Source organism: Streptomyces sp. NBC_01244 (assembly GCF_035987325.1).
Taxonomy (GTDB): Bacteria; Actinomycetota; Actinomycetes; order Streptomycetales; family Streptomycetaceae; genus Streptomyces.
In genome coordinates this window covers 8,741,086-8,761,294 of record NZ_CP108488.1, presented here as the reverse complement: position 1 = coordinate 8,761,294, position 20,209 = coordinate 8,741,086, and the positions used below count along the sequence as shown (strand labels likewise).

Annotated in this window: 21 protein-coding genes; 6 read left to right on the top strand and 15 right to left on the bottom strand. The window is 73.0% G+C overall.

The window, feature by feature from the left end:
* Positions 1 to 83 precede the first annotated feature (83 nt).
* Entirely contained in the window at positions 84 to 1,061 is a 978-nt protein-coding gene (locus OG247_RS39000) for a LysR substrate-binding domain-containing protein (protein ID WP_327256690.1), read from the bottom strand.
* A gap of 70 nt (positions 1,062 to 1,131) precedes the next feature.
* Between OG247_RS39000 and OG247_RS38995 the strand changes: the two genes are divergently transcribed.
* The 3 genes from OG247_RS38995 (at position 1,132) to OG247_RS38985 (ending at position 4,274) form a co-directional block, all read left to right on the top strand.
* Complete coding sequence (locus tag OG247_RS38995) at positions 1,132 to 2,091, top strand: dihydrodipicolinate synthase family protein (RefSeq protein WP_327256689.1); 960 nt, start codon at positions 1,132 to 1,134, stop codon at positions 2,089 to 2,091.
* 99 nt (positions 2,092 to 2,190) lie between these two features.
* Complete coding sequence (locus OG247_RS38990; protein WP_327256688.1) at positions 2,191 to 3,231, top strand: DUF5954 family protein; 1,041 nt, start codon at positions 2,191 to 2,193, stop codon at positions 3,229 to 3,231.
* Positions 3,232 to 3,590: 359 nt separating this feature from the next.
* The gene (locus OG247_RS38985; RefSeq protein ID WP_327256687.1) at positions 3,591 to 4,274 is read left to right on the top strand and encodes a LysM peptidoglycan-binding domain-containing protein; all 684 of its coding nucleotides are present in this window, start codon (positions 3,591 to 3,593) and stop codon (positions 4,272 to 4,274) included.
* A gap of 20 nt (positions 4,275 to 4,294) precedes the next feature.
* Here the strand turns inward: OG247_RS38985 and OG247_RS38980 are convergent, their stop codons facing one another.
* From OG247_RS38980 to OG247_RS38955, 6 genes are all read right to left on the bottom strand, one after another.
* The gene (locus tag OG247_RS38980; RefSeq protein WP_327256686.1) at positions 4,295 to 4,939 is read right to left on the bottom strand and encodes a MerR family transcriptional regulator; all 645 of its coding nucleotides are present in this window, start codon (positions 4,937 to 4,939) and stop codon (positions 4,295 to 4,297) included.
* Positions 4,940 to 5,042: 103 nt separating this feature from the next.
* A complete protein-coding gene (locus tag OG247_RS38975; RefSeq protein WP_327256685.1) occupies positions 5,043 to 6,770 on the bottom strand; it encodes a serine/threonine-protein kinase in 1,728 nt (575 codons plus the stop codon).
* A 146-nt stretch (positions 6,771 to 6,916) separates the two neighbouring features.
* Positions 6,917 to 7,183, bottom strand: a complete 267-nt coding sequence (locus tag OG247_RS38970) for a GlsB/YeaQ/YmgE family stress response membrane protein (RefSeq protein WP_327256684.1) — start codon at positions 7,181 to 7,183, stop codon at positions 6,917 to 6,919.
* A 95-nt stretch (positions 7,184 to 7,278) separates the two neighbouring features.
* Positions 7,279 to 7,608, bottom strand: a complete 330-nt coding sequence (locus OG247_RS38965) for a hypothetical protein (protein ID WP_442813527.1) — start codon at positions 7,606 to 7,608, stop codon at positions 7,279 to 7,281.
* A 5-nt stretch (positions 7,609 to 7,613) separates the two neighbouring features.
* A complete protein-coding gene (locus OG247_RS38960) occupies positions 7,614 to 8,543 on the bottom strand; it encodes a hypothetical protein (RefSeq protein WP_327256682.1) in 930 nt (309 codons plus the stop codon).
* Positions 8,540 to 9,385, bottom strand: coding sequence for a phosphatase PAP2 family protein (locus OG247_RS38955; protein ID WP_327256681.1), 846 nt, complete (start codon positions 9,383 to 9,385; stop codon positions 8,540 to 8,542). The genes OG247_RS38960 and OG247_RS38955 overlap by 4 nt, the downstream gene beginning before the upstream one ends.
* A 199-nt stretch (positions 9,386 to 9,584) precedes the next feature.
* On the opposite strand from OG247_RS38955, the gene OG247_RS38950 reads away from it, so the two are divergent.
* Positions 9,585 to 10,232 carry a TetR/AcrR family transcriptional regulator gene (locus tag OG247_RS38950; protein WP_327256680.1) on the top strand — a complete coding sequence of 216 codons (648 nt, stop codon included), beginning with the start codon at positions 9,585 to 9,587 and terminating at the stop codon, positions 10,230 to 10,232.
* 194 nt (positions 10,233 to 10,426) lie between these two features.
* Here OG247_RS38950 and OG247_RS38945 read toward each other — a convergent pair whose 3' ends face one another.
* Together OG247_RS38945 and OG247_RS38940 are read right to left on the bottom strand one after the other, a co-directional pair.
* On the bottom strand, positions 10,427 to 10,963 hold the full coding sequence (locus tag OG247_RS38945; RefSeq protein WP_327256679.1) for a TerD family protein: 537 nt from the start codon (positions 10,961 to 10,963) through the stop codon (positions 10,427 to 10,429).
* 148 nt (positions 10,964 to 11,111) lie between these two features.
* A complete protein-coding gene (locus OG247_RS38940; RefSeq protein ID WP_327256678.1) occupies positions 11,112 to 12,266 on the bottom strand; it encodes a hypothetical protein in 1,155 nt (384 codons plus the stop codon).
* A 251-nt stretch (positions 12,267 to 12,517) separates the two neighbouring features.
* Between OG247_RS38940 and OG247_RS38935 the strand changes: the two genes are divergently transcribed.
* Positions 12,518 to 13,333, top strand: a complete 816-nt coding sequence (locus tag OG247_RS38935; protein WP_327256677.1) for a glutamate ABC transporter substrate-binding protein — start codon at positions 12,518 to 12,520, stop codon at positions 13,331 to 13,333.
* On the opposite strand, the gene OG247_RS38930 is transcribed toward OG247_RS38935, so the two are convergent.
* Both OG247_RS38930 and OG247_RS38925 read right to left on the bottom strand, forming a co-directional pair.
* Positions 13,317 to 14,297 carry an SMP-30/gluconolactonase/LRE family protein gene (locus OG247_RS38930; protein ID WP_327256676.1) on the bottom strand — a complete coding sequence of 327 codons (981 nt, stop codon included), beginning with the start codon at positions 14,295 to 14,297 and terminating at the stop codon, positions 13,317 to 13,319. The genes OG247_RS38935 and OG247_RS38930 overlap by 17 nt on opposite strands.
* A gap of 115 nt (positions 14,298 to 14,412) precedes the next feature.
* Complete coding sequence (locus OG247_RS38925; RefSeq protein ID WP_327256675.1) at positions 14,413 to 14,985, bottom strand: DJ-1/PfpI family protein; 573 nt, start codon at positions 14,983 to 14,985, stop codon at positions 14,413 to 14,415.
* Positions 14,986 to 15,220: 235 nt separating this feature from the next.
* On the opposite strand from OG247_RS38925, the gene OG247_RS38920 reads away from it, so the two are divergent.
* Positions 15,221 to 16,030 (top strand): endonuclease I family protein, encoded by an 810-nt coding sequence (locus OG247_RS38920; protein WP_327256674.1) that lies wholly within the window; start codon positions 15,221 to 15,223, stop codon positions 16,028 to 16,030.
* A gap of 25 nt (positions 16,031 to 16,055) precedes the next feature.
* Here the strand turns inward: OG247_RS38920 and OG247_RS38915 are convergent, their stop codons facing one another.
* From OG247_RS38915 to OG247_RS38900, 4 genes are all read right to left on the bottom strand, one after another.
* Entirely contained in the window at positions 16,056 to 16,514 is a 459-nt protein-coding gene (locus OG247_RS38915; RefSeq protein ID WP_327256673.1) for a GNAT family N-acetyltransferase, read from the bottom strand.
* 73 nt (positions 16,515 to 16,587) lie between these two features.
* Positions 16,588 to 18,249: a family 20 glycosylhydrolase gene (locus tag OG247_RS38910; protein WP_442813526.1), complete on the bottom strand. Its 1,662-nt coding sequence runs from the start codon at positions 18,247 to 18,249 to the stop codon at positions 16,588 to 16,590.
* A 60-nt stretch (positions 18,250 to 18,309) separates the two neighbouring features.
* Positions 18,310 to 18,744, bottom strand: a complete 435-nt coding sequence (locus tag OG247_RS38905; RefSeq protein WP_327256672.1) for a GlcG/HbpS family heme-binding protein — start codon at positions 18,742 to 18,744, stop codon at positions 18,310 to 18,312.
* Positions 18,745 to 18,817: 73 nt separating this feature from the next.
* Complete coding sequence (locus OG247_RS38900) at positions 18,818 to 20,047, bottom strand: MFS transporter (RefSeq protein ID WP_327256671.1); 1,230 nt, start codon at positions 20,045 to 20,047, stop codon at positions 18,818 to 18,820.
* Between the last annotated feature and the right edge of the window lie 162 nt (positions 20,048 to 20,209).

Below are 20,209 nucleotides of genomic sequence, written 5' to 3'. Positions count from 1 at the left end.
GCGAGGGCTCCGCCGGTCCCGCCAACGTACACGCGCTGCCCGGCGTGCGGGAGTTGCCCCGCGCCCCGGTGCGGTGACGCCCCCTAGAGCTGCTGTCGGGAGAGTTCGGGCGGCAGCGCCGCCCGCAGGACCGCGCCGAAGGCGGCCACGGCGGGGTGGGCGGCGGCGCCGCTGCGGAAGGCCACGTTGGTACGGCGCTCCATGGCGAGGCGGGTGAGCGCGACGGCCGGATCCGCGTGTCCGGTGATCCCGAGCTGCGGCACCACGGCCACCCCCTGGCCGGCCGCGACCAGGGCGAGCACGGTGGCGAACTCGTCCACCTGATGGCGGATCCTCGGCATGAACCCGGCGTCCTCGCAGGCCCGCACGGTCATGGCGTGGCAGAGCGTGCCGGGCGTGGCGATGATCCAGGGCGCGTCGGCATGCGTACGGAGCAACGCGCGCTGCCCGGCTCCGCCCGGGCCGGGTACACCGGACCCACCCGCCGCGTCCCCCGGATCCCCGGGTGCCGGCGCCGTCGGGGCCCACTCCGGCGGCGTCGCCAGGTACATCGCCTCGCGGTAGAGCGGATCCGTGGCGAGCCCCGGCTCCTGCGGCGCGGGGACGAAGTCGTACGCGTGGATCAGGGCCACGTCCAGGTCCCCGGCCCGCAGTGCGTGGGCGACCACCGCCGGGTCGGTTTCGGACACCATCGGCTCCAGTCCCGGGTGGCGGCGGGCCAGTTCGGCCAGGGCCGCGGGGACGATGGCCCGGGTCGCGGTGGGGAAGGAGCCGATCCGCAGGGCGCCGGCCAGCCCGCCGCGCGCCTCCGCGAGCTCGGCGTCGGCCCGTTCCAGCAGTTCCAGTACGGCGTCGGCGTGCCGGACCAGGTTCTGGCCGGCGGGCGTGAGCCTGACCCGGCGCCCGGTGCGCTCCAGCAGGGGCAGACCGGCCTCGCGTTCGAGGACCGAGAGCTGTTGGGACACCGCCGAAGGGCTGAAGGAGAGTGCCTCGGCCACCGCGGCGATGGTCCCCCGGCGGGCGAGTTCGCGCAGGAGGCGCAGGCGTCGTACGTCAAGCATCGGATCAGCTTACGGTTCAGGTAAGAAACGCGAACTGGATTCGATGCTCGGAGCGGGCCAGGCTCGTCCCATGACCCAGACAGCGAGCGCAGCCGCGCCCTCCCCCGCCGCACACCGCCCGTACGCCCCGCACGGCATCCACGTACCGCTGATCACGCCCTTCACCGCCGCCGGCGAGGTCGCCGCCGAGGCCCTGGAGGCGCTCGCGCACGAGGTGCTCGACGCGGGAGCCACCGGAATCGTGGCGCTGGGCACCACCGGCGAGCCGGCCGCCCTCGACGAGGCCGAGCGCGACCTCGTCACCGACGTCTGCGCCCGGGTCTGCCGGGAGCGCGGGGCGGCGCTGACCGTGGGCGCCGGGGCGAGCGGCACCCGGGCCGCCGCGGAGTCGCTCGCCCGGCTGAAGCGGTGGCCCGAGGCGCGGGCCGCGCTGGTGACCGTGCCCGCGTTCGTACGGCCCTCCGCCGCCGGGGTGCTGGCGCACTTCGAGCGGCTGGCGCGGGTGAGCCCCGTACCGCTGATCGTCTATCACGTCCCGTACCGCACCGGAAAGCCGCTGGACGCCGCCCTGCTGCGGGAGGTCGGGGCGCTTCCCGGGGTGGCCGCGGTGAAGTACGCGGTCGGCTCGCTCGACGGGGAGGCGGTGGCACTGCTCGGTGATCTGCCGGACGGTTTCGCGGTGTTGGCGGGCGACGACACCTTCCTGTCGCCCCTCCTCGCGCTCGGTGCGGCGGGCGGGGTCCTCGCCTCGGCCCATCTCGCGACGGCCCGGTTCACCGAACTCGCGGCCGCCTGGCAGGCGGGCGAAACGGACCGGGCGCGCACCCTGGGCCACGCGCTGGCCCGGCTCTCCGCGACCCTCTTCGCCGAGCCCAACCCGTCGGTGATCAAGGGTGTGCTGTACGCGCAGGGCCGTATCCCCACCCCCGACGTACGCCTCCCCCTGCTGCCCGCGAGCCCGGAAGCGGTCACGGCGGCGCTGCGGGAACTGGCGCAACTGCCCAGCCCCGCCTCCCGGCTGAGCAGCTGAGCAGCTGAGGATCCGGTCGGCTACCACAACCCCGTTCGCTCGGTGCCGAGTTGCCGATGGTCGGGCGAACCATCCGGGGCTGCGCCCAGAATGCTCACCATGAGCAGCGAGGTTCCCCCCGGGCGCGAGCACCTCTACATGAACGTCGAGCACGCGGAGCATCCGGTGGCCGCCGCGCAGGAGGCCGACGCCTCCGACGCCGCACAGCGGTACGGGCACTACATCATCCGGGGACCGCTCTTCGGGATCGCCTCCCAGCAGGTGGGGGGCGGGCACCGGTGGGAGGTGTCGACCCCGGTCGCGTGCGGTTTCCCGCAGGACGCCCGGGACCGGCTGAACTCCACCCTGTGGTTCCGGGCCAAGGACGACACGGACGAGCGGGCGGTCCGCCGGGAGCTCCTGGCCGCCGTGGCCCGGCTGGAGACGGCGGCGGTCGACGAGGTCACCGCGGCCGGCACCCGCTACCGCGTGGTGCGGTGCGAGGAGATCGTCTACACGAACGGGGACGGGCCGGAGCCGCCCCGGCCCACCGATCCGGAGCCGGCCGTGCGCGACTGGGAGCTGGGGTCCCGGGAGCCGGAGGTCGACACGGGCTTCGTGATCGACCACATCGCGGCGGCGAGCGTCATGGAGGCCTCCGAGCGGCTCGCGCTGATGGGCCTGCACTACCGCAGCCCGCGCTACCCGGCCGAGGTACGGGCCGACTCGCGGCGCGCGCTCCGGACACACGCCGGGACCGTGCTGCTGCCGACCGCCTACCGGGTACTGGAGCGCACCGCGGCGGGCTGGGAGCCCGCGTCCGCGGTACTGCCGAGCCCGCACGCGGCCCGCAGGGCGCTGGTGCACATCCTGACCTGGCTCTGGCCCGCCACCCACGAGATGCGGGGGGCCGAGCTGCCGGAGGCCCGGCGGGCGGGGTACGAGCGGGCGGCGGCGGAGTTCCGGGCCGCCGGGAACGCGAACGCGGTGCGCCTCGACGACGGCCGGGAGCTGCTGGTCGTCCGGATGCGCCGGCTGGTGCGGATCGGACCGGACGGGCCGGAGGGCCCGCGGCCGTCCGACGAGGAGGAGAACGGGGAGGGGCCGACCAGGATCCACCCCGCGTTGGACGAGGACGGCACGATCACGCACGAGGGCTGAATATCCCCGGATGGGCGATTCGCCGCCAACGGGCGGGTCGCCCGAATCGGCCCCGCCGACGGGCGACTTGCCCGGATTGGGCTGCCGCCCGCCGATCCGTGATGTGAGTCACGCCGACGGCGTCAACATCATTTCCCCGCGCGGGGCCATTCCCTTTTCCCGGTTGGATATTCAGGAATTCCCCGACCTCTTTTCAAGGTCATCCACGGGGCCGAATGCGGGAAGTTGATCTCCCGGTCGAATTCGTGTCTTGTTCCGGCCCGCAGCACTCGCCTACGGTCACCTCACTCCCGGTGGTCAGCTGCCGAATCCGGCCTCCGCCAGGGCTCTTCCGTACCCCCCACGTGAGGAATTCCGCCATGCCCGCACAGGGAAAGCACCGCCGGCCGAAGCAGCACCACGCACTCACCCGCAAGCTGGCCCTCGCCGGTACGGGCAGTGCGGCGCTGGCCCTCCCGCTGATCAGCGCGACCACGGCCGGAGCGGCCGAGGCGACCATCGCCCCCACGACGTACTCCGTGGTCAGCGGCGACACCCTGAGCAAGATCGCGGCCGAGCACTCCATCGGCGGCGGCTGGCAGAAGCTCTACGAGGCCAACAAGGGCATCGTCGGCGCCGACCCCTCGGCCATCCGCCCGGGCCTGAAGCTGAACCTCACCACGGTCGGCGCGCCGGCCGCCGCGCCGGCCGCGGCCCAGGCCGTCAAGGCCACCACCGGCTACGCGAACAACCTCGACGGCTGGATCCGGGAGTCGCTCGACGTCCTGGCCCGGCACGGAATTCCCGGAAGCTACGAAGGAATTCACCGCAACGTCATGCGCGAATCCTCGGGGAATCCGATGGCCATCAACAACTGGGACTCCAACGCGGCGGCCGGCATCCCCTCCAAGGGGCTCCTCCAGGTCATCGACCCGACCTTCAAGGCCTATCACGTACCCGGCACTTCGCTGGACTCCTACGACCCGGTCGCCAACATCACGGCCGCCTGCAATTACGCGGCGGCCCGCTACGGTTCGATCGACAACGTCAACGGCCCGTACTGAGCCCGTCCGCGGCAAGCCGCTCACTCCAGTCCGTACCGCCGCGCCGACTCCTCCTCCTGCGCCAGCCGGTGCAGGGCCTTCAGTACCGGCTGGACGAGGACGACCGCGGCCACCGCCGTCTCGACCTTCTCCTCCTCGGAGGGGTACGACTCCATGAAGTCGAGGTCGTGCACGGCCGCCTGGTACATCAATTCGGCGTACGGGGCCATCAGTTCGGCATCCCACGGATAGCCGAGCCCGATGAGGGTGGAGACCGCCGATACGAGCGAGCGGTGGACGGGAGACAGTTCCCCCACTTCCCGGGCCGTCGACCAGCCCAGCATCTCCAGCAGCCGGTCCACCTCGCGCCGAGCGGCGACCACCGCCGGATCCCCGCCTTCCGGCTCGGGCCCCTGCGGCAGCGCCCAGAGCGCCGCGCCGATCCGGATCGTGCGGCCCAGGGACTCGTCGTCCACGTGCGCGAGCACTTCCCGGGCCTTGGCCACCGGAATCCCGCCGACCTGGATCAGCGCGCGGACCAGCCGCAGCCGCCGCACGTGCCCGTCGTCGTAGTCGGCGGTCGTCGCGCTGACCCGCTCCCCCGGCGCCAACAGTCCTTCGCGCAGGTAGTACTTGATGGTCGCCGTGGAGACGCCACTGCGCTCGCTCAACTCCGCCAGCCGCATCCCGTGGACCTTTCTTTGGAGAGCACAGCTATCCAATTGTGCACGGGCGGCCCGGACGGCACGGGCTGAACGGGCTGACGGTGCTCGCCCGCTCCTCCGGCCGTCAGCTCCGGTAGACCTTCTTGATCTTGAAGTCGGTGCCGGCGAGGACGTAGCCGCCCTGCTGGTACTCGTCGCTCATGTAGGGGCGGATCGCGGGGGCGTTCATCCAGGGCGAGACGTTGAGGTAGCGGAAGCTCGGGTTGTCGACGCCGAGCTCCTTCGTCGATTCGGCCATCAGGGCAGGCAGGGCGTCCCAGTCGAGCGCCGCCATGTCCATGAGCGGCTCGCCGGGCTTCACCGTGCCGGACGGACCGGTGCGTTTGGCGACGCCGCCGCGGTACTGCCAGGAGTCGACCGTCCTGGCTCCGGGCGCGGTGGGGATGGCGGCGAGCACGTACTCGTCGTAGACCTTCATGTCGACGAAGGTGGTGGTGCCCGCCTGCTGCTTGAACGCCTCGACGGCGGTACGGATGTTGGCCGGGTCGATCAGGCTGCCCTTGGGCGGGGTGACCGGCTTCGGCGTGCTCGCCTTCGGAGTGGGGCTGGGGGGCAGGGCCACGGCGGTGCCCCGGGCGGTGGAGGCGGGTCCGGAAGCGGACGGGGTGCCCGAGGACTTGGTGTCGCCGCTCTTGCCCGCGTCGCCGCCCGTGTTCCCGTCGGGCAGCCAGTTGACGAGGCCTACGACCCCGGCGGCCAGGACCACCGCGAGGAGTCCGGCGAGCAGGGCGGGCCGGCGGCGCCTGCGCGGCGCGGGCGGCGGCGGGAAGGCCACGGGGACGGTGAACGCGTACGGGTTGCCCGCACCCGGAACGAACGGCGCCGGCGGCTGGGTGTGCGCCGCCGCAGGGGTCGGCCCGGGGCCCATGGCGAGACCGGCGGCCGGGGTCGCCGGCCCGAAGCTCCCGAGGGCGGCGGGCGGTACCACCGGGGCGGCGCCGCCGAGAGCACTGCTCGCACCGCGGAGCAGCGCTTCCAGTTCCTCTGCGTCGGGCCGCACGGCCAGGTCCCGTACCAGCAGCCGTTCCAGTACGGGGCCCAGCGGGCCGGAGCGGACCGGCGCGGGGATCGGCTCGTCGAGCACCGCGACCACGGTGGCCAGGCTGGTGGCCCGGCGCAGCGGGTGCACCCCCTCCGCGGCCACGTACAGCAGCATCCCCAGCGACCACAGGTCGGAGGCGGCCAGCCCCTCCGCGCCGCGCGCCCGCTCGGGCGCTATGTACTCCGGCGAACCGATCAGCGCTCCGGTCGAGGTCAGCCCGGTCGCGCCGTGCAGGGCGGCGATCCCGAAGTCGGTGAGCACCGCGGAGCCGCTCGGCCGCAGGAGCACGTTGGCCGGTTTCACGTCACGGTGCAGCACCCCCTCCGCGTGCGCGGCCCGCAGCGCGGAGAGCAGGTCGATCCCGAGGCGCAGCACGTCCGCCACCGGCATCGGCCCGCCCTCCAGCCGGTCGGCGAGGGAGCCGCCCCGGACCAGCTCCATCACGATCCACGGATGGCCGTCGGAGCCGGGCTCGGGCTCCACGATGTGGTGGATGGTGACCACGTTCGGGTGGGCGAGCCGGGCGAGGGCCCGGGCCTCGCGGACGGCGCGTTCGCGCAGTTGGACGACGAGCCCGGGCTGCGCGGCGGCGGTCGCCGGGTCCGGCGGCCGCACCTCCTTGAGGGCGACCTCCCGGTCCAGTGCGATGTCGCGGGCGCGCCACACCGTCCCCATTCCGCCACTGCCGAGGGGCCGCGCGAGTTCGAAGCGCCCGTCGATCAACCGTCTGCCGGCCTCACTGCTGTCCATGGCCGGTCATCGTAGGCGCCGCCACCGACGCCGGTGTACCCGTACCGGGGCGTGGACATCACGGGTGCGTGCGGGAGACCGACGTGGCCCGGCGTACCGGCACGTCGGCCCGCATGGAGGTCTGACCCGGCCCGCCGGCCCGCCGGTCAGTTGCGGGAGTTGCCGAAGATGAGGCGGTAGGCGACGAGGAGGACCAGGGAGCCCGCGATGGCGGAGCCCCAGGTCGCGAGGTCGAAGAAGTCGTTCTGGATCGACCGGTCCAGGAACTTCGCCGAGAGCCAGCCGCCGGTGAAGGCACCGGCGATGCCGATGAGGGTGGTGCCGATCAGGCCGCCCGGGTCACGGCCGGGCAGCAGGACCTTGGCGATCCCGCCCGCCAGCAGTCCGAGGATGATCCAGCCGATGATGCCCATGCCCGTTCACTCCGCTTCGATGTGCGCGCCCCGTAGTGCGCGCGACGTCCGTTCAGGTCTCACAGGGAGAGACGCGTGAACAGGTGAAACGGTTCTCAGGCGCGCCGCCGGGACCCGGGGGCGGGTCCGAGGACGGCCACCGCCACCAAGCCCAGCACCGCGGCTCCCGCGACTCCGACCCCTCCCGCCGCCAGGAATCCACCGCGGGAGCGCCAGGACAGCACCGACAGCGCCGACTGGGCGGAGGCGAACGAGCCCGCGCTCAGCACGGATCCCACCGAGGCGGCCGACAGGGCCGAGCCGATCGAACCGACCGACAGCACGCTCCCGACCGATCCGATGGAGAGGATCGACCCCACCGAACCGATGGAGAGGATCGAGCCCTTGGAGCGGAGCGAGAGGAACGAACCGTCATCGGCAGCCATGCGGATCATGCTGCCACACCGGCCATCGGCGCTGACTGAGGCGCGGACTGAGGCGCGGACTGAGGCGCGGACTGAGGCGCGGACGGGGGCGCAGCCTGAGCCGGAACGGCCGCCGACTGCTGCGGGGCGCGTGTGAGCAACAGCACGCCCCGGGCCGCCGCGAGCGCTCCCGCCACGGCCAACAGGACGCCGACCGCTCCTCCTTGGATGCGTTCGCCGAGCAGGATCATCCCGATCGCGGCCGCGGCCAGCGGGTTGGTCAGGTTGACCACCGCGAGCGGGGCGCCGAGGCCGCCCCGGTAGGCCCGCTGGGACAGGAGCATCCCGCCGACCGCGAAGACCACCACGAGCAGCGCCACCGAGACGACCCGGAAGCTGAGCAGGGACCCGCCGCGGCCGCCCGCCACGGCGACGGTCTGGGTCAGGGCGGAGGCGGCCGCGGAGGCCAGCCCGGACGCCGTCGCGTGGCGCAGCCCCGAGCGGGTGTCGCTCCGCGCGGTCAGCAGCATGATCACCGCGGCCGTGGCCCCTGAGACGGCGAGCGCCTCGGCCAGGGTCAGGGTCTCGTCGGGGGACGGGCCGGAGGCGGGCAGCAGGAGCAGCCCGAGGCCGACGACGGTGGCCAGGGTGCCGCGCCACTCGCTGGCCACGACCCGCCGACCGGCGCCGCGCGCGCCCAGCGGTACGGCGGCGACGAGGGTGAGCGCGCCGAGCGGCTGGACCAGGGTGAGCGGCCCGTACCGCAGGGCGGCGGCGTGCAGGAGCGCGGCCGCGGCGTTCAGGCCCGCCGACCACCACCAGGCGCCGCTGCCGAGCAGCGCCGCGGTGCTGCGGGCGACCGCTCGGCGGGCGAGGCGTTCCTGGGCGACGGCGGCGGCCGCGTAGGTGACGGCCGCGGCGAGGCAGAGCAGGACGGCGAGGAGCGTGGAGTTCACCGGACCGCTCCTACGGGCTCCATTGGCTCCACGGCCGCCGCGCCCGCCGGCACCGGCACCGGCACCGGCACCGGCACCGCACGCTGGCCCGGCACGCTCCGCCGGGCGATCAGCGAACGCCCGACCGGGCGCGGGACCAGCAGCAGGGCGGCCCCGAGGAGCAGCGCGGCGACGAGGGAGTCGAGCCAGTAGTGGTTGGCCGTGCCGACGATCACGAGCAGGGTCACCAGCGGGTGCAGCAGCCACAGGGCGCGCCATCGCGAGGAGGTCGCGGCGATCATGCCCAGGGCCAGCATCAGCGCCCAGCCGAAGTGCAGGGAGGGCATCGCGGCGAATTGATTGGCCACGGTGTCGGCGGCGGGCGCGGCCCCGTAGACGGTCGGTCCGTAGACCTGGCCGGTGTCGATCAGGTCGGCCGCGCCCAGCAGCCGCGGGGGTGCGAGGGGGAAGGCCAGGTGGAGGACGAGGGCCGCGCCGGTCAGGACGGCCAGGACCCGGCGGGTCCAGAGGTAGTGCGCGGGGCGGCGTAGGTAGAGCCAGACGAGAAAGAGCACCGTGGCGGGAAAGTGCACGGCCGCGTAGTAGGTGTTCGCGGTGTGCACGAGGGCGTCGCTGTGCAGGAGCGCGCGCTGGACCAGACCTTCGCCGGGCAGGTGCAGGGCGCGCTCGGCGTCCCAGACCCGGGCGGCGTTGCGGAAGGCCTCGTCCGTGCGACCGGTGGCCAGCGTACGGCCGCACTTGTACACGGCGAAGAGACCCACGACGAGCAGGAGCTCGCGTATGAGGCGGCGGCGGGCGCCCGGCCCGGTACCGGCTCCGACGGGTGTGGTGTGGGCGGTCATCCCCCGGTCTCGCTTCCTGTACACAGCTACACGGCTCACAATCGACACACCAGTGTATCGATACATTCTCGTATCGATACGAGTGTGTACCGAAACGCTCGCGTTCCCGTAGACTTTCACTAGAGGCCGCCGCCGCGCGAACGAAATATCGCCGGTGCGTCAGGTCCCAGTGCCACGCAGAAGCGAGGAGAGCCGCCCCATGACGTCGCCGACGCCGGAAGCCGCCCCGGCCCCCGCGCGCCGCTCCAAAATCACACCGGAGCGGGAGCAGCAGCTCTACGACGCCGTCCTGGACCAGCTGCGCGAGGACGGCTACGAGGCACTGACCATGGAGAAGATCGCCGCCCGGGCCACCTGTGGGAAGTCCACGCTCTACCGGCAGTGGAAGACCAAACCGCAGCTCGTCGCCGCCGCCCTGCGTGCGGACCGGCGCGGAACCCTGGCGGCGGTGGACACCGGAAACCTGGCGGGCGACCTGCGCGAGGCGGCTCGGCTCGCCGCCTGCACCTCGGGGCGCGACACCCGGCTGATGCAGGCCCTCGGGCACGCGGTGCTGAGCGACGAGGAGCTGAAGGCGGCCCTGCGCGAGGCTCTGGTGGAGCCGGAGCTGGCGGCGTTCGACTCGATCGTGGCGCGGGCCGTGGCGCGGGGCGAGCTCGCCCCCGGGCACCCGGCCGTGGAGTTCCTGCCCGCGCAGCTGATGGGCGTGCTGCGCATCCGGCCCGTGCTGGAGGGGCGCTACGCCGACGCCGAGTACCTCGTACGGTTCGTCGACGCCTGCCTGCTGCCGGTGCTGGGCACGGCCCCGCCGGAAGCGGTACGGGCCCCCCGCAGCCAGGCCCCCTGAACCAGCGGGCCGCCGTCCCCGATGACCGGGCGGCGACCCGCTCGCGCTGCCTCGTGGGGACGGTGGCAGCGCAGCCCCCGGACCGGACGGCGGGCACTCCCTCGCGGAGTGGCCGCCGACCGGTCCGTGCGGCGATCAGCCTGAGCGCCCGGGCGGACCGCCCGGCCGGACGGGCTCCGGCCCGTGCGGCCGGCTCAGCTCCGGGCCGCGCCCATCGCCCGCGCGAACTCCTCGGGGTCGGCGTCGAAGCCCCGCAGGGCCGGATCCACCGACCAGACCCCCGCGGCGTCCCGGGTGAACTCGGCCACCGTGACCGCGCTCGCCGCGCCGAAGCCCGAGAGGTCGTCCACGGCGAGATCGGTGTAGCCCTCCCGGATGCGCAGTCCCTTTCCCGCGACGTCGGTGAAGGTCAGCGCCGGGCCGCCGCCCGGCCGCTGGATGACCACCCCCACCACGACCCGGATCAACTCCTCCGCGATCCGGTTCAGTTCGAGGGTCATCACCTCGTCGAAGCCCAGCCCCAGCCCGGTCCTGCTGTCCCGGTTCAGCGTGATGGTGCCGTCCGGTGAACGGCTGCCGAAGTGCACCAGGTGGACGGGCTCCCCGTACGGGTCCGCGGTGGCGTACACCGCGGCCAGCAGGTCGAGGTCATGGACGGGCGCTCCCGCCGGGCTGGGATCCCACCGCAGCGCGATCTCCACCTTGGCCAGGCCCTTGCGTACTCCGCTCACCGAACTCCCCCTCCGACCACCGTGTGTTGCCCTCCCATGCTGTCACGGGTCCCGCCCCGGGGCTCGAACGACCGTACGTTCCCGGCCAGTCCCGGGGCGGAGCGAGATCGGCGGAGGTTCAGGCGGGGCCCAGGTGGGTCCCAGGCGGCTACCAGTCGCCGTCCTGTACCGGCTTGCCCGGCCGGGGCCCGTTCCCCAGGGGTGCCACCTGGCCGGGGGCGGGCTGCGCCCACGCAGCCTCGTCGGCGCCGAGCCATTCGCCCACCGGTTGTACCTGGCCGAGGGTGTCGGAGGGGGCGAGGTCGGCGGCGTCCTCATCGTAGTAGTCGAACCACGGCAGCCCGGCCTTCGTGTAGGCGGCCCGGTCCACCGGCGAGGTCGGCGGCTCCTCCCCGGTGATCCTGCGCCACGCGGGCGGGGTCACCAGGTGGACGAAGACCCGCGCGGCCGGCTCGGCCGCCCAGTCCTTCGCCTTGCGGTCGTCGCGGTACACCTCCTGGCGCATGGAGCCGCCGACGCCGAGCCCCATCGCCGGCGCCGCCTGCGGGGCCGGCCCGCCGCCCGACCGCCGCAGCGGACCCCCGGCCGCGGCCGGGGCCGCCGGCGCCCCGGGAGGCCCGCCCGGTGCCGGGGCCGCCATCGGCGCCGGCATCGCCATCGGCATCCCCGGGGGCGCTCCGTAGCCGCCGCCCGCGAGGCCGCCCGGCGGCAGGCTCCCGTACGGAACGCCGCGGGTCCGGCCGGTCCCGGCCGTGCGCGCCCGCTCCTCCTCCCGCCAGCGCTCCAGCGCCTTCGCGCCGAGCGGGAAGGCCTGGAGCTGCACGCCGCCCGCGGTCTCCTCGCCGGTGACCTGGCCCTCCACGGTGGCGCCGAGTCCCAGCGGGACGGCGACGAACTGGCGGACCGTACCCGTGCCCGAGTTGATCCCGTCCAGCCACGGCTGGCGCGGCAGCACGAGGTAGTTCTGCGGGCGGCGCCCGAGCGCGCCCGTCCACCGCTCGCCGGAGACGGCGCACACCTTGCCGACCCCGACCTGGAGGGCGGTGGGCTCCCGGGTACCGCCGAAGCTGAGCCACATCGCCTCGCGCAGGTACACGGGGAGCATCACCCCGCCCTTGGCGAGCCAGTCCGCCGGAACCGTGTCCGGATAGTCCTCCACCCGCCGCAGCGGAAACTCCCCCAGCCCCGGGGGCAGATTGTGCGTCCCGGTCTCCGGCAGCCGCAGCGTCCGCATGAACCGGACCTGCGCCCCCTCGCCCAGCAGCAGTGCGTTCCCCTCGACCCGTACCCCGCCCTTGGCCACCTCGACCGGCTCCTCTCCTGTTCAAAGCCGGATTCGCCGCAGGATCTGCCGCCGTTCCGGATCGTTACCCTCAAGCTTTGCTCAGATGTCGTGACACTGCGCCCGACGAGTTCCTAGCTTCCTCATATACGCGTCCACCAGCCTCCGCGGTTCCCCGCGCCCCGGCCCGGTCCCGGTGCGCTCCGCGCGCTCCCGCGCGGCTCCGCCCGCCCGTGACCCGCGTATCCGCGTACCCCAGGAAAGAGTGCAGCATGAAGGTTCCCAAGGCCGGCGCCATCGCCGCAGTGATCGGTCTCGCCCTGACCGCATCGGCGTGTGGCGGTGACGATGACCAGGGGACCTTCTCCGTCGGCATCAAGTTCGACCAGCCGGGCGTCGGGATGCGGGAGCCCGACGGCAGCTTCAGCGGCTTCGACGTGGACGTGGCGACGTACATCGCGAAGGAGCTCGGCTACCCGAAGGACCGGATCGCCTTCAAGCAGGTCCTCAGCAACGACCGCGAGCTCCTGATCGAGTACAACGAGGTCGAGATCGTGGCGGCCAGCTACTCGATCAACGAGAAGCGCAAGCAGAAGGTCGACTTCGCCGGGCCGTACTTCCTCGCGCACCAGGATCTGATGGTCCGCGCCGACGACCCGACCATCACCAAGGCCGAGGACCTCAACAACGCCAACAAGCGTCTGTGTTCGGTGACCGGCTCGACCTCGGCGGAGAACGTCAGGAAGAACCTGGCCCCCAAGGCGAGCCTCCTGGAGCTCGGTGGCTACTCCGAATGCGTCGTCGCCCTCAAGGAGGGCCTGGTCGATGCCATGACCACGGACAACTCCATCCTGGCCGGTTACACCGCCCGCAAGGGGAACGAGGGCAAGTTCCGGCTGATCGGGCTGAGCCTGAGCAGCGAGAACTACGGAATCGGCATGAAGAAGGGCAACACCGAGCTCCAGGTGAAGATCAACAACGCGATCCGCAAGATGGTCGAGGACGGCACCTGGGAAGCGGCCGTGAAGAAGAACTTCGGCCCGGACTACAAGTACGAGGCCGCGCCGGCCATCACAACGGGCAGCTGACGACCGTCGAGGCGGTGGCCGGGTCCGACCAGTCGGCGTCGAAGCGGGCGTTGACCACGTAGAGCCGGCCGCCGTACACCGCGGCCGTCGTCGGCTCGTCGAAGCGCGGGTCGGTGATCCGCTTGGCGAAGCGGGCCCGGCGGCCGTCCCCGCTCAGGGTGAACACGTCCACGGCATAAGCCCAGTTGCGTACGACGTACAGGGTCCGCCCGTGCACCACGAGTCCGTCGCCGTTGCCCACGGAGCCGCCGTCGAGCACGGTCCGGGTGGCGGCGCCGGTGCGCGGGTCCACCCGGAACAGCGCCTCGGCGGTGTCCTGCACCACGAGCAGGGCCCGGCCGTCGGGGGTCCGCTCGATCCCGTTGGCCCCCCAGTACGCGCCGCCGGGCGGGACCGGGTCCCACTCGCCGCCGAGCCGCAGGGCCCGGGGCGCCGCGCCGGGGCCGGTCAGGTCCCGGCCCAGCGGCAGGAAGTACAGGACGTCCGCGAAGGAATCGGTGAACCAGGCACCGCCGCAGCCGACGACGGCGTCGTTGACGAAGGCCGTGCCGGTCGCGGCCTGGTGGGTGGCCAGAACTCGACCGTCCCGGGCGTCGACCACCCGGATCTGCCCGCTGGCACCGCCCGCGACCAGCAGCCTGCCGTAGGGGTCGAGCTTGAGCCCCACCGACATGGGACCCTCGCCCCGGGTGATGATCCGCCCGGCGCCGGTGGCGAGGTCGAAGCGGTAGACCGAGCCGTCGAGCAGCGAGCCCGTGTAGGCCGTGCCGTGCGCGGAGACGGCGATCCCCTCGGGCTGGAAGCCCGCCGGGATCGCCACCGTGTCGGGCCGCTGCGGCCGGACCGCTTGCCGCGCCGGGACTTCCCGTGCCTGGGCGAGCGGTGCCCCCGTACCGACGAGCGCGGCGCCTCCCAGCGCCGCGGCCGCACCGAGGAACCCGCGCCGTCCTATTCTCCCCGTCATGACTGATCCTCTCAACTACCGTGTGCAACAGGTGGGTTGACTCGCACACACCCCACCACACCGATTGCTCCCCGGCAGCCCCCTGGCAGGATCATTCACAAGGGGACGACGAAGCTCACCCTTCGGAAACCGGGGCCTTGACGCGCAGGACGGTCAGGAACTCCCGCATCCAGGCGGAGTGGTCGGGCCAGGCCCGGGCCGAGACCAGCGTGCCGTCGACCACGGCTTCGGAGTCCTCGAACTCGGCGCCGGCCGCCTTCATGTCCAGTTCCAGGGCCGGATAGGCCGTGACCCGGCGGCCGTCGAGCGCGCCGGCCGCGGCGGTGATCAGGGGGCCGTGGCAGATCTGCGCGATCGGCTTGTCGGAACCGGCGAAGGCCGCCAGGATCCGCCGCACCTCGGGGTCGTTGCGCAGGTACTCCGGGGCGCGTCCGCCGGGTACGACCAGCGCCGCGTACTCCCCCGGGTCCACGTCGGCGAAGGCGATGTCCGCGGGCCAGGTGTAGCCGGGCTTCTCGGTGTAGGTGTCGAAGCCGTCCTCGAAGTCGTGTACGACGAACCGCAGCTTCTTCACCGCCGGCGCCGCGATGTGGACCTCGTACCCCTCCTCGAGCAGGCGCTGGTAGGGGTAGAGGACTTCCAGAGATTCCGCCGCGTCGCCGGTCACGATGAGGATCTTCGGTGCCATGGGCTGCTCCTGGTAGGGCTGTTCACGGTGTGGCCTCCGTCACCGTGCCCGCGCCGACCGTCCCTGCATAGGGATTCTTGCGCCAATCACCCGGATGACGCGCGTAGAAAATCCTGCCTCCCGACACGTGCTTTTTACCTGTAGGGCACATGACAATGTGAATCTCGCTCTGCCACCTGATGCCCCGCCAATTCCCCGGGCGGGAGCGGTGCGTGTGGAGAGGTACCCCCACGTGATGAGAATCTCGCGCCTTACTCCCTGGGCAGCCGGCCTCGCGGCCGTGTCCCTCATACTGCTCCCGGCCTCCGCCTCGGCGGGCCAGCAGAACGAGGCCGCCCCCACGGCGGCTTCGGCCTCCGCCGTCGACACCTACTACGCCGCCGCCGAGGGCAAGACCGGCGCCGCGCTCAAGACGGCGCTGCACAACATCATCAAGACCCAGTCCAAGGTGACGTACGACGGCGTGTGGAACGCCCTGAAGGTCACCGACCAGGACCCCGCGAACTCGAACAACGTCATCCTGGTCTACTCGGGCCGCTCACAGTCCAAGTCCACCAACGGCGGTGGCGTCAACGACTGGAACCGCGAGCACGTCTGGGCCAAGAGCCACGGCGACTTCGGCACCGCCACCGGCCCCGGGACCGACCTGCACCACCTCAGGCCCGAGGACGTCACCGTCAACAGCACCCGCGGGAACAAGGACTTCGACCTGGGCGGCGGCCCGGTCTCCGAGGCCCCGGGCAGCCTCACCGACGCCGACTCCTTCGAGCCGCGCAACGCGGTCAAGGGCGATGTCGCCCGCATGCTGCTCTACATGGCCGTGCGCTACGACGGCGGTGACGGTTTCGCCGACCTGGAGATGAACGACAAGGTCAACAACGGCAGCGCGCCCCTCTTCGGCAAGATCAGCGTCCTGAAGCAGTGGAACCTGCAGGACCCGCCGGACGCCTTCGAGCAGCGCCGCAACCAGGTCATCTACGACACCTACCAGCACAACCGGAACCCGTTCATCGACCACCCGGAGTGGGTCAACTCCATCTGGTAGGCGTACACCTGGGCCCCTCGGCGCCCTACTGCTCGCCGAGGGCCATCCACTTCTCCGGGGCCGCGAGCGGCTCGAACCCGACCGTCCCGTACACCTCGTGGGCGTCCGCGGTCGCCAGCAGGATCCTGCGCAGCCCGTACGGGGCGAGGTGGTCCCGTACCGCCCCCGCCAGGGCGGTGCCGAGCCCCTTGCCCCGTACGCCCCGGTCCACGTACACGTCGCAGAGCCAGGCGAAGGTGGCACGGTCGGTGATGACGCGCGCGTAGGCCACCTGGACGCCGGACACGGAGTCGTAGACCCCGTAGTTGAGCGAGCCCTCGATGGCGGCTTCCTGCTTCTCCCGGCTCCGCCCGAGGGCCCAGTAGGCGTCCCCGGACAGCCACCGGTGGATCAGCTCCCGGTCGAGGCGGTCGGGGTCGGTGGAAATCTCATGCCCCTCGGGCGAGGGCAGCGCGGTGTCGGTGTCGGTGTCGTCGTCGTTCATGCCCGCATCCAAGCAAAGCGGCCGGGACCCGGCCAGCGGGTTTCGGCAGCCGAGACGCCGGGACGCCGGGACGCTACAGCCGGTCTGCCAGGGCCTTGAAGGCCGGCCAGTCCAGGGCCGGGGTGCGGGAGTCCCAGACCTTCTGGGACAGCGCGGCGAGCGGGAGCCGGATGCCGGCCGCGACCTGGGCCTGGGTCTGCGCTCCGGCCAGATCGCACCAGACGGCGAGCCGCGCGCCCAGGATCTGCCCGGCGTACCGCGCGGGCACGGCCGCGGTGCCGCGCAGCACGAGCGGGGTCCACTGCTCGTATATGCGCCGGCCGTCGGGGTACGTGAACTGGTTCGGCTGCCCCAGCACGTAGTAGAGGTATTCGTCGTTGAGGTTGACGACCTTGCGGCCCTCCCGCAGGTATTCCAGCGGCGGCCGGGCGCCGTTCTCCTTGCCCGTCCAGTACTCGACCTGGATGTCCCGGGCGGGCTGGGCGAGCCCGCCCGTGAAGAAGCCGTCGTTCCAGGCCGCCGGTGCCCGGTCCGCCGAACGGACCACGTCCGCCCGGTCGTTCAGCCAGCCCGTCGCCAGGTCCTGGACCCGGGCGGTGGGCCCGTAGCGCTGCCGGGCGGCGGTCGTGAGCTGCGGGAAGGAGGTCTGCGGATCGCGGTAGACCAGCGCCTGGTATTCGTCGGCGCCCAGGTTCCACAGGGCGCCGGGGAACAACGGCAGGTATTCCCGCAGGAGTTCGTCCACGAGTTTCGCCGAGGCCGGGTTCGCGATGTCGACCGCTCCCTTGACGGCCCTGCCCTGCACGTCACGCAGTTGCAGCCCGGGGTAGGCGCGCAGGACCGCGCCGAGGTGGCCCGGCGAGTCGATCTCGGGGACGACCGTGATGTGCAGCCGGGCGGCGAGCGCGGTGATCCCGCGGACCTGCGCCTTGGTGAGGTGCGGGGTGGAGACGATCTCGGGGTGGGTGTCGGACTCGATGCGGAAGGCCTGGTCGTCGGAGAAGTGCAGGCCGAGCTGGTTGAGCTTCAGGTCGGCCATCTCGCGCAGCCGGTCCTCGATCCAGTCCGGGGTGAAGTGCTTGCGGGCGATGTCGAGGTTGAGCCCGCGCTGTGGTTTGGCCGGGGCGTCGCGCACGGTGCCTTCGGGGGCCGAACGGCCGCCGCTCACCTCCTGTTTGAGGGTGCGGGTGCCGTAGAACACCCCGGCCTGGTCGGGTCCGGTGATCCGGACCTGCCCGTCGCGCACGGTGAGGGTGTACGACTCGGGCGCGCCGGAGCCCTTCGACCCGAGGGACAGTTCCACGTCGCCCTTGCGCGGGGTGGCCGACTCGGCGAATCCGATGCGCAGCTCCCCGGCCAGCAGCTTGCCCTCGTCCGCCAGGGCCGCGCTGTCGGCCGGCGGTACGACGACCCGCGCCTCGGGTCCGGGCCGCCACCCGGGGCCGCGGGCCGGCACGTGTTCCCGTACGGCCGGGACGGTGCGCGGGGCGGTGGACAGCGGGAAGGCCGACGTCGGCGAGGGCGCCGGGGCCTGCGGGGTGGAGGGCGTGGCGGCTGGAGTGGCGTCGGGGGCCGTCGCGCCCGCCGGGGTGCTCGCGGCGGCCGGGGCGCGTGCCTCCCCCGGGCCGGACGTGCCGGACGCACAGCCGGGGACGGCGGCAAGGGTGACCAGCGCGGCGACTGTCGCCGTCGCGATGACGTGGCTCCGCGCGTACTGCTTCGTCTGCGGCATCATTCACCTTTCCCCCGTACCAACGTGGCACGGGGGACTGCGGTGCGCGACCCGGGCGGAGGATCAGGCGAGCGTGCCGAGGGCCGACTCGGCGAACCCGTGGTCCTGGGCCGGGGCTCCGCCGCCGACGCCGATGGCTCCGACGAGCCGGCCGTCGCGGTGGACCGGCAGCCCGCCCGCGATGAACAGCAGCGGCCGGTCCAGGGCGGTGGGCAGGGTGTGGAAGGGGCCGCCGGGCTGGACGGCGTCGACGAGATCGGCGGTCGGGGCGTCCAGCTGCAGAGCCGTGAAGGCCTTGCGGGTACTGGTCTCGCCCGAGATCAGGACGGCCCGGTCGTCGCGCCGGAAGGCGAGGGGGTGGCCGCCCGCGTCGAGCACGGTGACGCTGACGGCGACCCCGGCCGCTTCGGCGGCGGCCGTGGCGGCGGCGACCAGCGTCTCGGCGTCCGCGGTGGTCAGAGGGGCGACGGCGGTGCGGGTGGGGGTGGGGGTGGACATGCGGGTCTCCTGTGATCTGGGGATGTGTGGATGTGGGGGGTGCAGGCCGGGACGAGGTGGGTGGGGTGGTGGATCAGTGGTGGGCCGGGACGGCGGCGGTCGCCGCCGGGGGGCCGGCCGCGACGACCCGGCTGCCGTCTTCGCCGCCCGCGCGGTTCCCCGTACGCCGTTCCAGCGCGCCGGAGGCCAGGGCGAGGGCCAGGGCGGAGGCGGCCAGGGCCGCGCCGACCCAGTTCGGGGCGGTCCAGCCGAGTCCGGCGGCGATGACGAGCCCGCCGAGCCAGGCGGCGAGGGCGTTGCCGAGGTTGAAGGCGCCGATGTTCACGGCGGAGGCCAGGGTGGGGGCGCCGGCGGCCTGGTCGAGGACGCGCTTTTGCAGCGGCGGCACGGTGGCGAAGCCGAGGGCCCCGATGAGGAAGAGGGTGACGGCGGCGCCGGTCCGGGTGTGGGCGGTGAGGGTGAAGGCGGCCAGGACCACGGCGAGCGCGCCGAGGGAGGTGTAGAGCATCGGCATCAGCGCGCGGTCGGCGAAGCGGCCGCCGACGAGGTTGCCCGCGACCATGCCGAGGCCGAGGAGGACGAGGAGCCAGGTGACGGAGGTGTCGGCGAATCCGGCGACGTTGGTCATCATCGGGGTGATGTAGGTGATGGCGGCGAAGACCCCGCCGAAACCGAGGACGGTCATCCCCATCGCCAGGAGCACCTGGACGTTGCGGAACGCGGCCAGCTCGTGGCGGATCCGTACGCCCTCGGGGCGCGGCAGGTCGGGAACGAGCCGGGCGATGCCGAGCAGGCCGAGGAGGCCCAGCGAGGCGACGACCAGGAAGGTGACGCGCCAGCCGAGGTGCTGGCCGACGAGGGTGCCGAGCGGGACGCCGACGACGTTGGCCACGGTGAGGCCGGTGAACATCATGGCGATGGCTCCGGCCTTCTTCTCGGGGGCGACGAGCTCGGCCGCGACGACCGCCCCGATGCCGAAGAAGGCGCCGTGGGCGAGGGAGGCCACGACCCGCCCGGCGAGCATGACGCCGAAGGCGGGGGCCAGCGCGGAGATCACGTTGCCGACGATGAAGAGGCCCATGAGCAGCATCAGCATGCGCTTGCGCGGGATGCGGGTGCCGAGCACGGTCATCAGCGGGGCGCCGAGGACCACGCCGAGGGCGTAGCCGGTGACGAGGAAGCCTGCGGTGGGGATCGAGACGCCGTAGGTGCCGGCGACCTCGGGAAGCAGACCCATGATCACGAATTCGGTGGTGCCGATCCCGAAGGCGCCGATGGCGAGTGCGAGGAGTGCGAGAGGCATGAGGGGGGTGCCCTTCAAGGGGAGGGTGCGTGTGCTGCGCGGCCGGTGTCCGCGGGGTCCGGGCCGACAGGGCCCTGGCTGGGCGGGGCTGGGCGGGGCGGGCGGCCTGGTATTGACCACGGCGGGTTGCCTGCGTCCACATTAATTGCAGACGCGGGATAT

Bases quoted from the DNA above. Each gene is read 5' to 3' on its own strand.
- OG247_RS38980 (WP_327256686.1), bottom strand. From the start codon at position 4,939: ATGCGGCTGGCGGAGTTGAGCGAGCGCAGTGGCGTCTCCACGGCGACC.
- OG247_RS38930 (WP_327256676.1), bottom strand. From the start codon at position 14,297: ATGACGGGGAGAATAGGACGGCGCGGGTTCCTCGGTGCGGCCGCGGCG.
- OG247_RS38995 (WP_327256689.1), top strand. From the start codon at position 1,132: ATGACCCAGACAGCGAGCGCAGCCGCGCCCTCCCCCGCCGCACACCGC.
- OG247_RS38965 (WP_442813527.1), bottom strand. From the start codon at position 7,608: ATGGCTGCCGATGACGGTTCGTTCCTCTCGCTCCGCTCCAAGGGCTCG.
- OG247_RS38970 (WP_327256684.1), bottom strand. From the start codon at position 7,183: ATGGGCATCATCGGCTGGATCATCCTCGGACTGCTGGCGGGCGGGATC.
- OG247_RS38920 (WP_327256674.1), top strand. From the start codon at position 15,221: ATGAGAATCTCGCGCCTTACTCCCTGGGCAGCCGGCCTCGCGGCCGTG.
- OG247_RS38910 (WP_442813526.1), bottom strand. From the start codon at position 18,249: ATGATGCCGCAGACGAAGCAGTACGCGCGGAGCCACGTCATCGCGACG.
- OG247_RS38900 (WP_327256671.1), bottom strand. From the start codon at position 20,047: ATGCCTCTCGCACTCCTCGCACTCGCCATCGGCGCCTTCGGGATCGGC.
- OG247_RS38985 (WP_327256687.1), top strand. From the start codon at position 3,591: ATGCCCGCACAGGGAAAGCACCGCCGGCCGAAGCAGCACCACGCACTC.
- OG247_RS38975 (WP_327256685.1), bottom strand. From the start codon at position 6,770: ATGGACAGCAGTGAGGCCGGCAGACGGTTGATCGACGGGCGCTTCGAA.
- OG247_RS39000 (WP_327256690.1), bottom strand. From the start codon at position 1,061: ATGCTTGACGTACGACGCCTGCGCCTCCTGCGCGAACTCGCCCGCCGG.
- OG247_RS38950 (WP_327256680.1), top strand. From the start codon at position 9,585: ATGACGTCGCCGACGCCGGAAGCCGCCCCGGCCCCCGCGCGCCGCTCC.
- OG247_RS38935 (WP_327256677.1), top strand. From the start codon at position 12,518: ATGAAGGTTCCCAAGGCCGGCGCCATCGCCGCAGTGATCGGTCTCGCC.
- OG247_RS38915 (WP_327256673.1), bottom strand. From the start codon at position 16,514: ATGAACGACGACGACACCGACACCGACACCGCGCTGCCCTCGCCCGAG.
- OG247_RS38955 (WP_327256681.1), bottom strand. From the start codon at position 9,385: ATGACCGCCCACACCACACCCGTCGGAGCCGGTACCGGGCCGGGCGCC.
- OG247_RS38990 (WP_327256688.1), top strand. From the start codon at position 2,191: ATGAGCAGCGAGGTTCCCCCCGGGCGCGAGCACCTCTACATGAACGTC.
- OG247_RS38905 (WP_327256672.1), bottom strand. From the start codon at position 18,744: ATGTCCACCCCCACCCCCACCCGCACCGCCGTCGCCCCTCTGACCACC.
- OG247_RS38925 (WP_327256675.1), bottom strand. From the start codon at position 14,985: ATGGCACCGAAGATCCTCATCGTGACCGGCGACGCGGCGGAATCTCTG.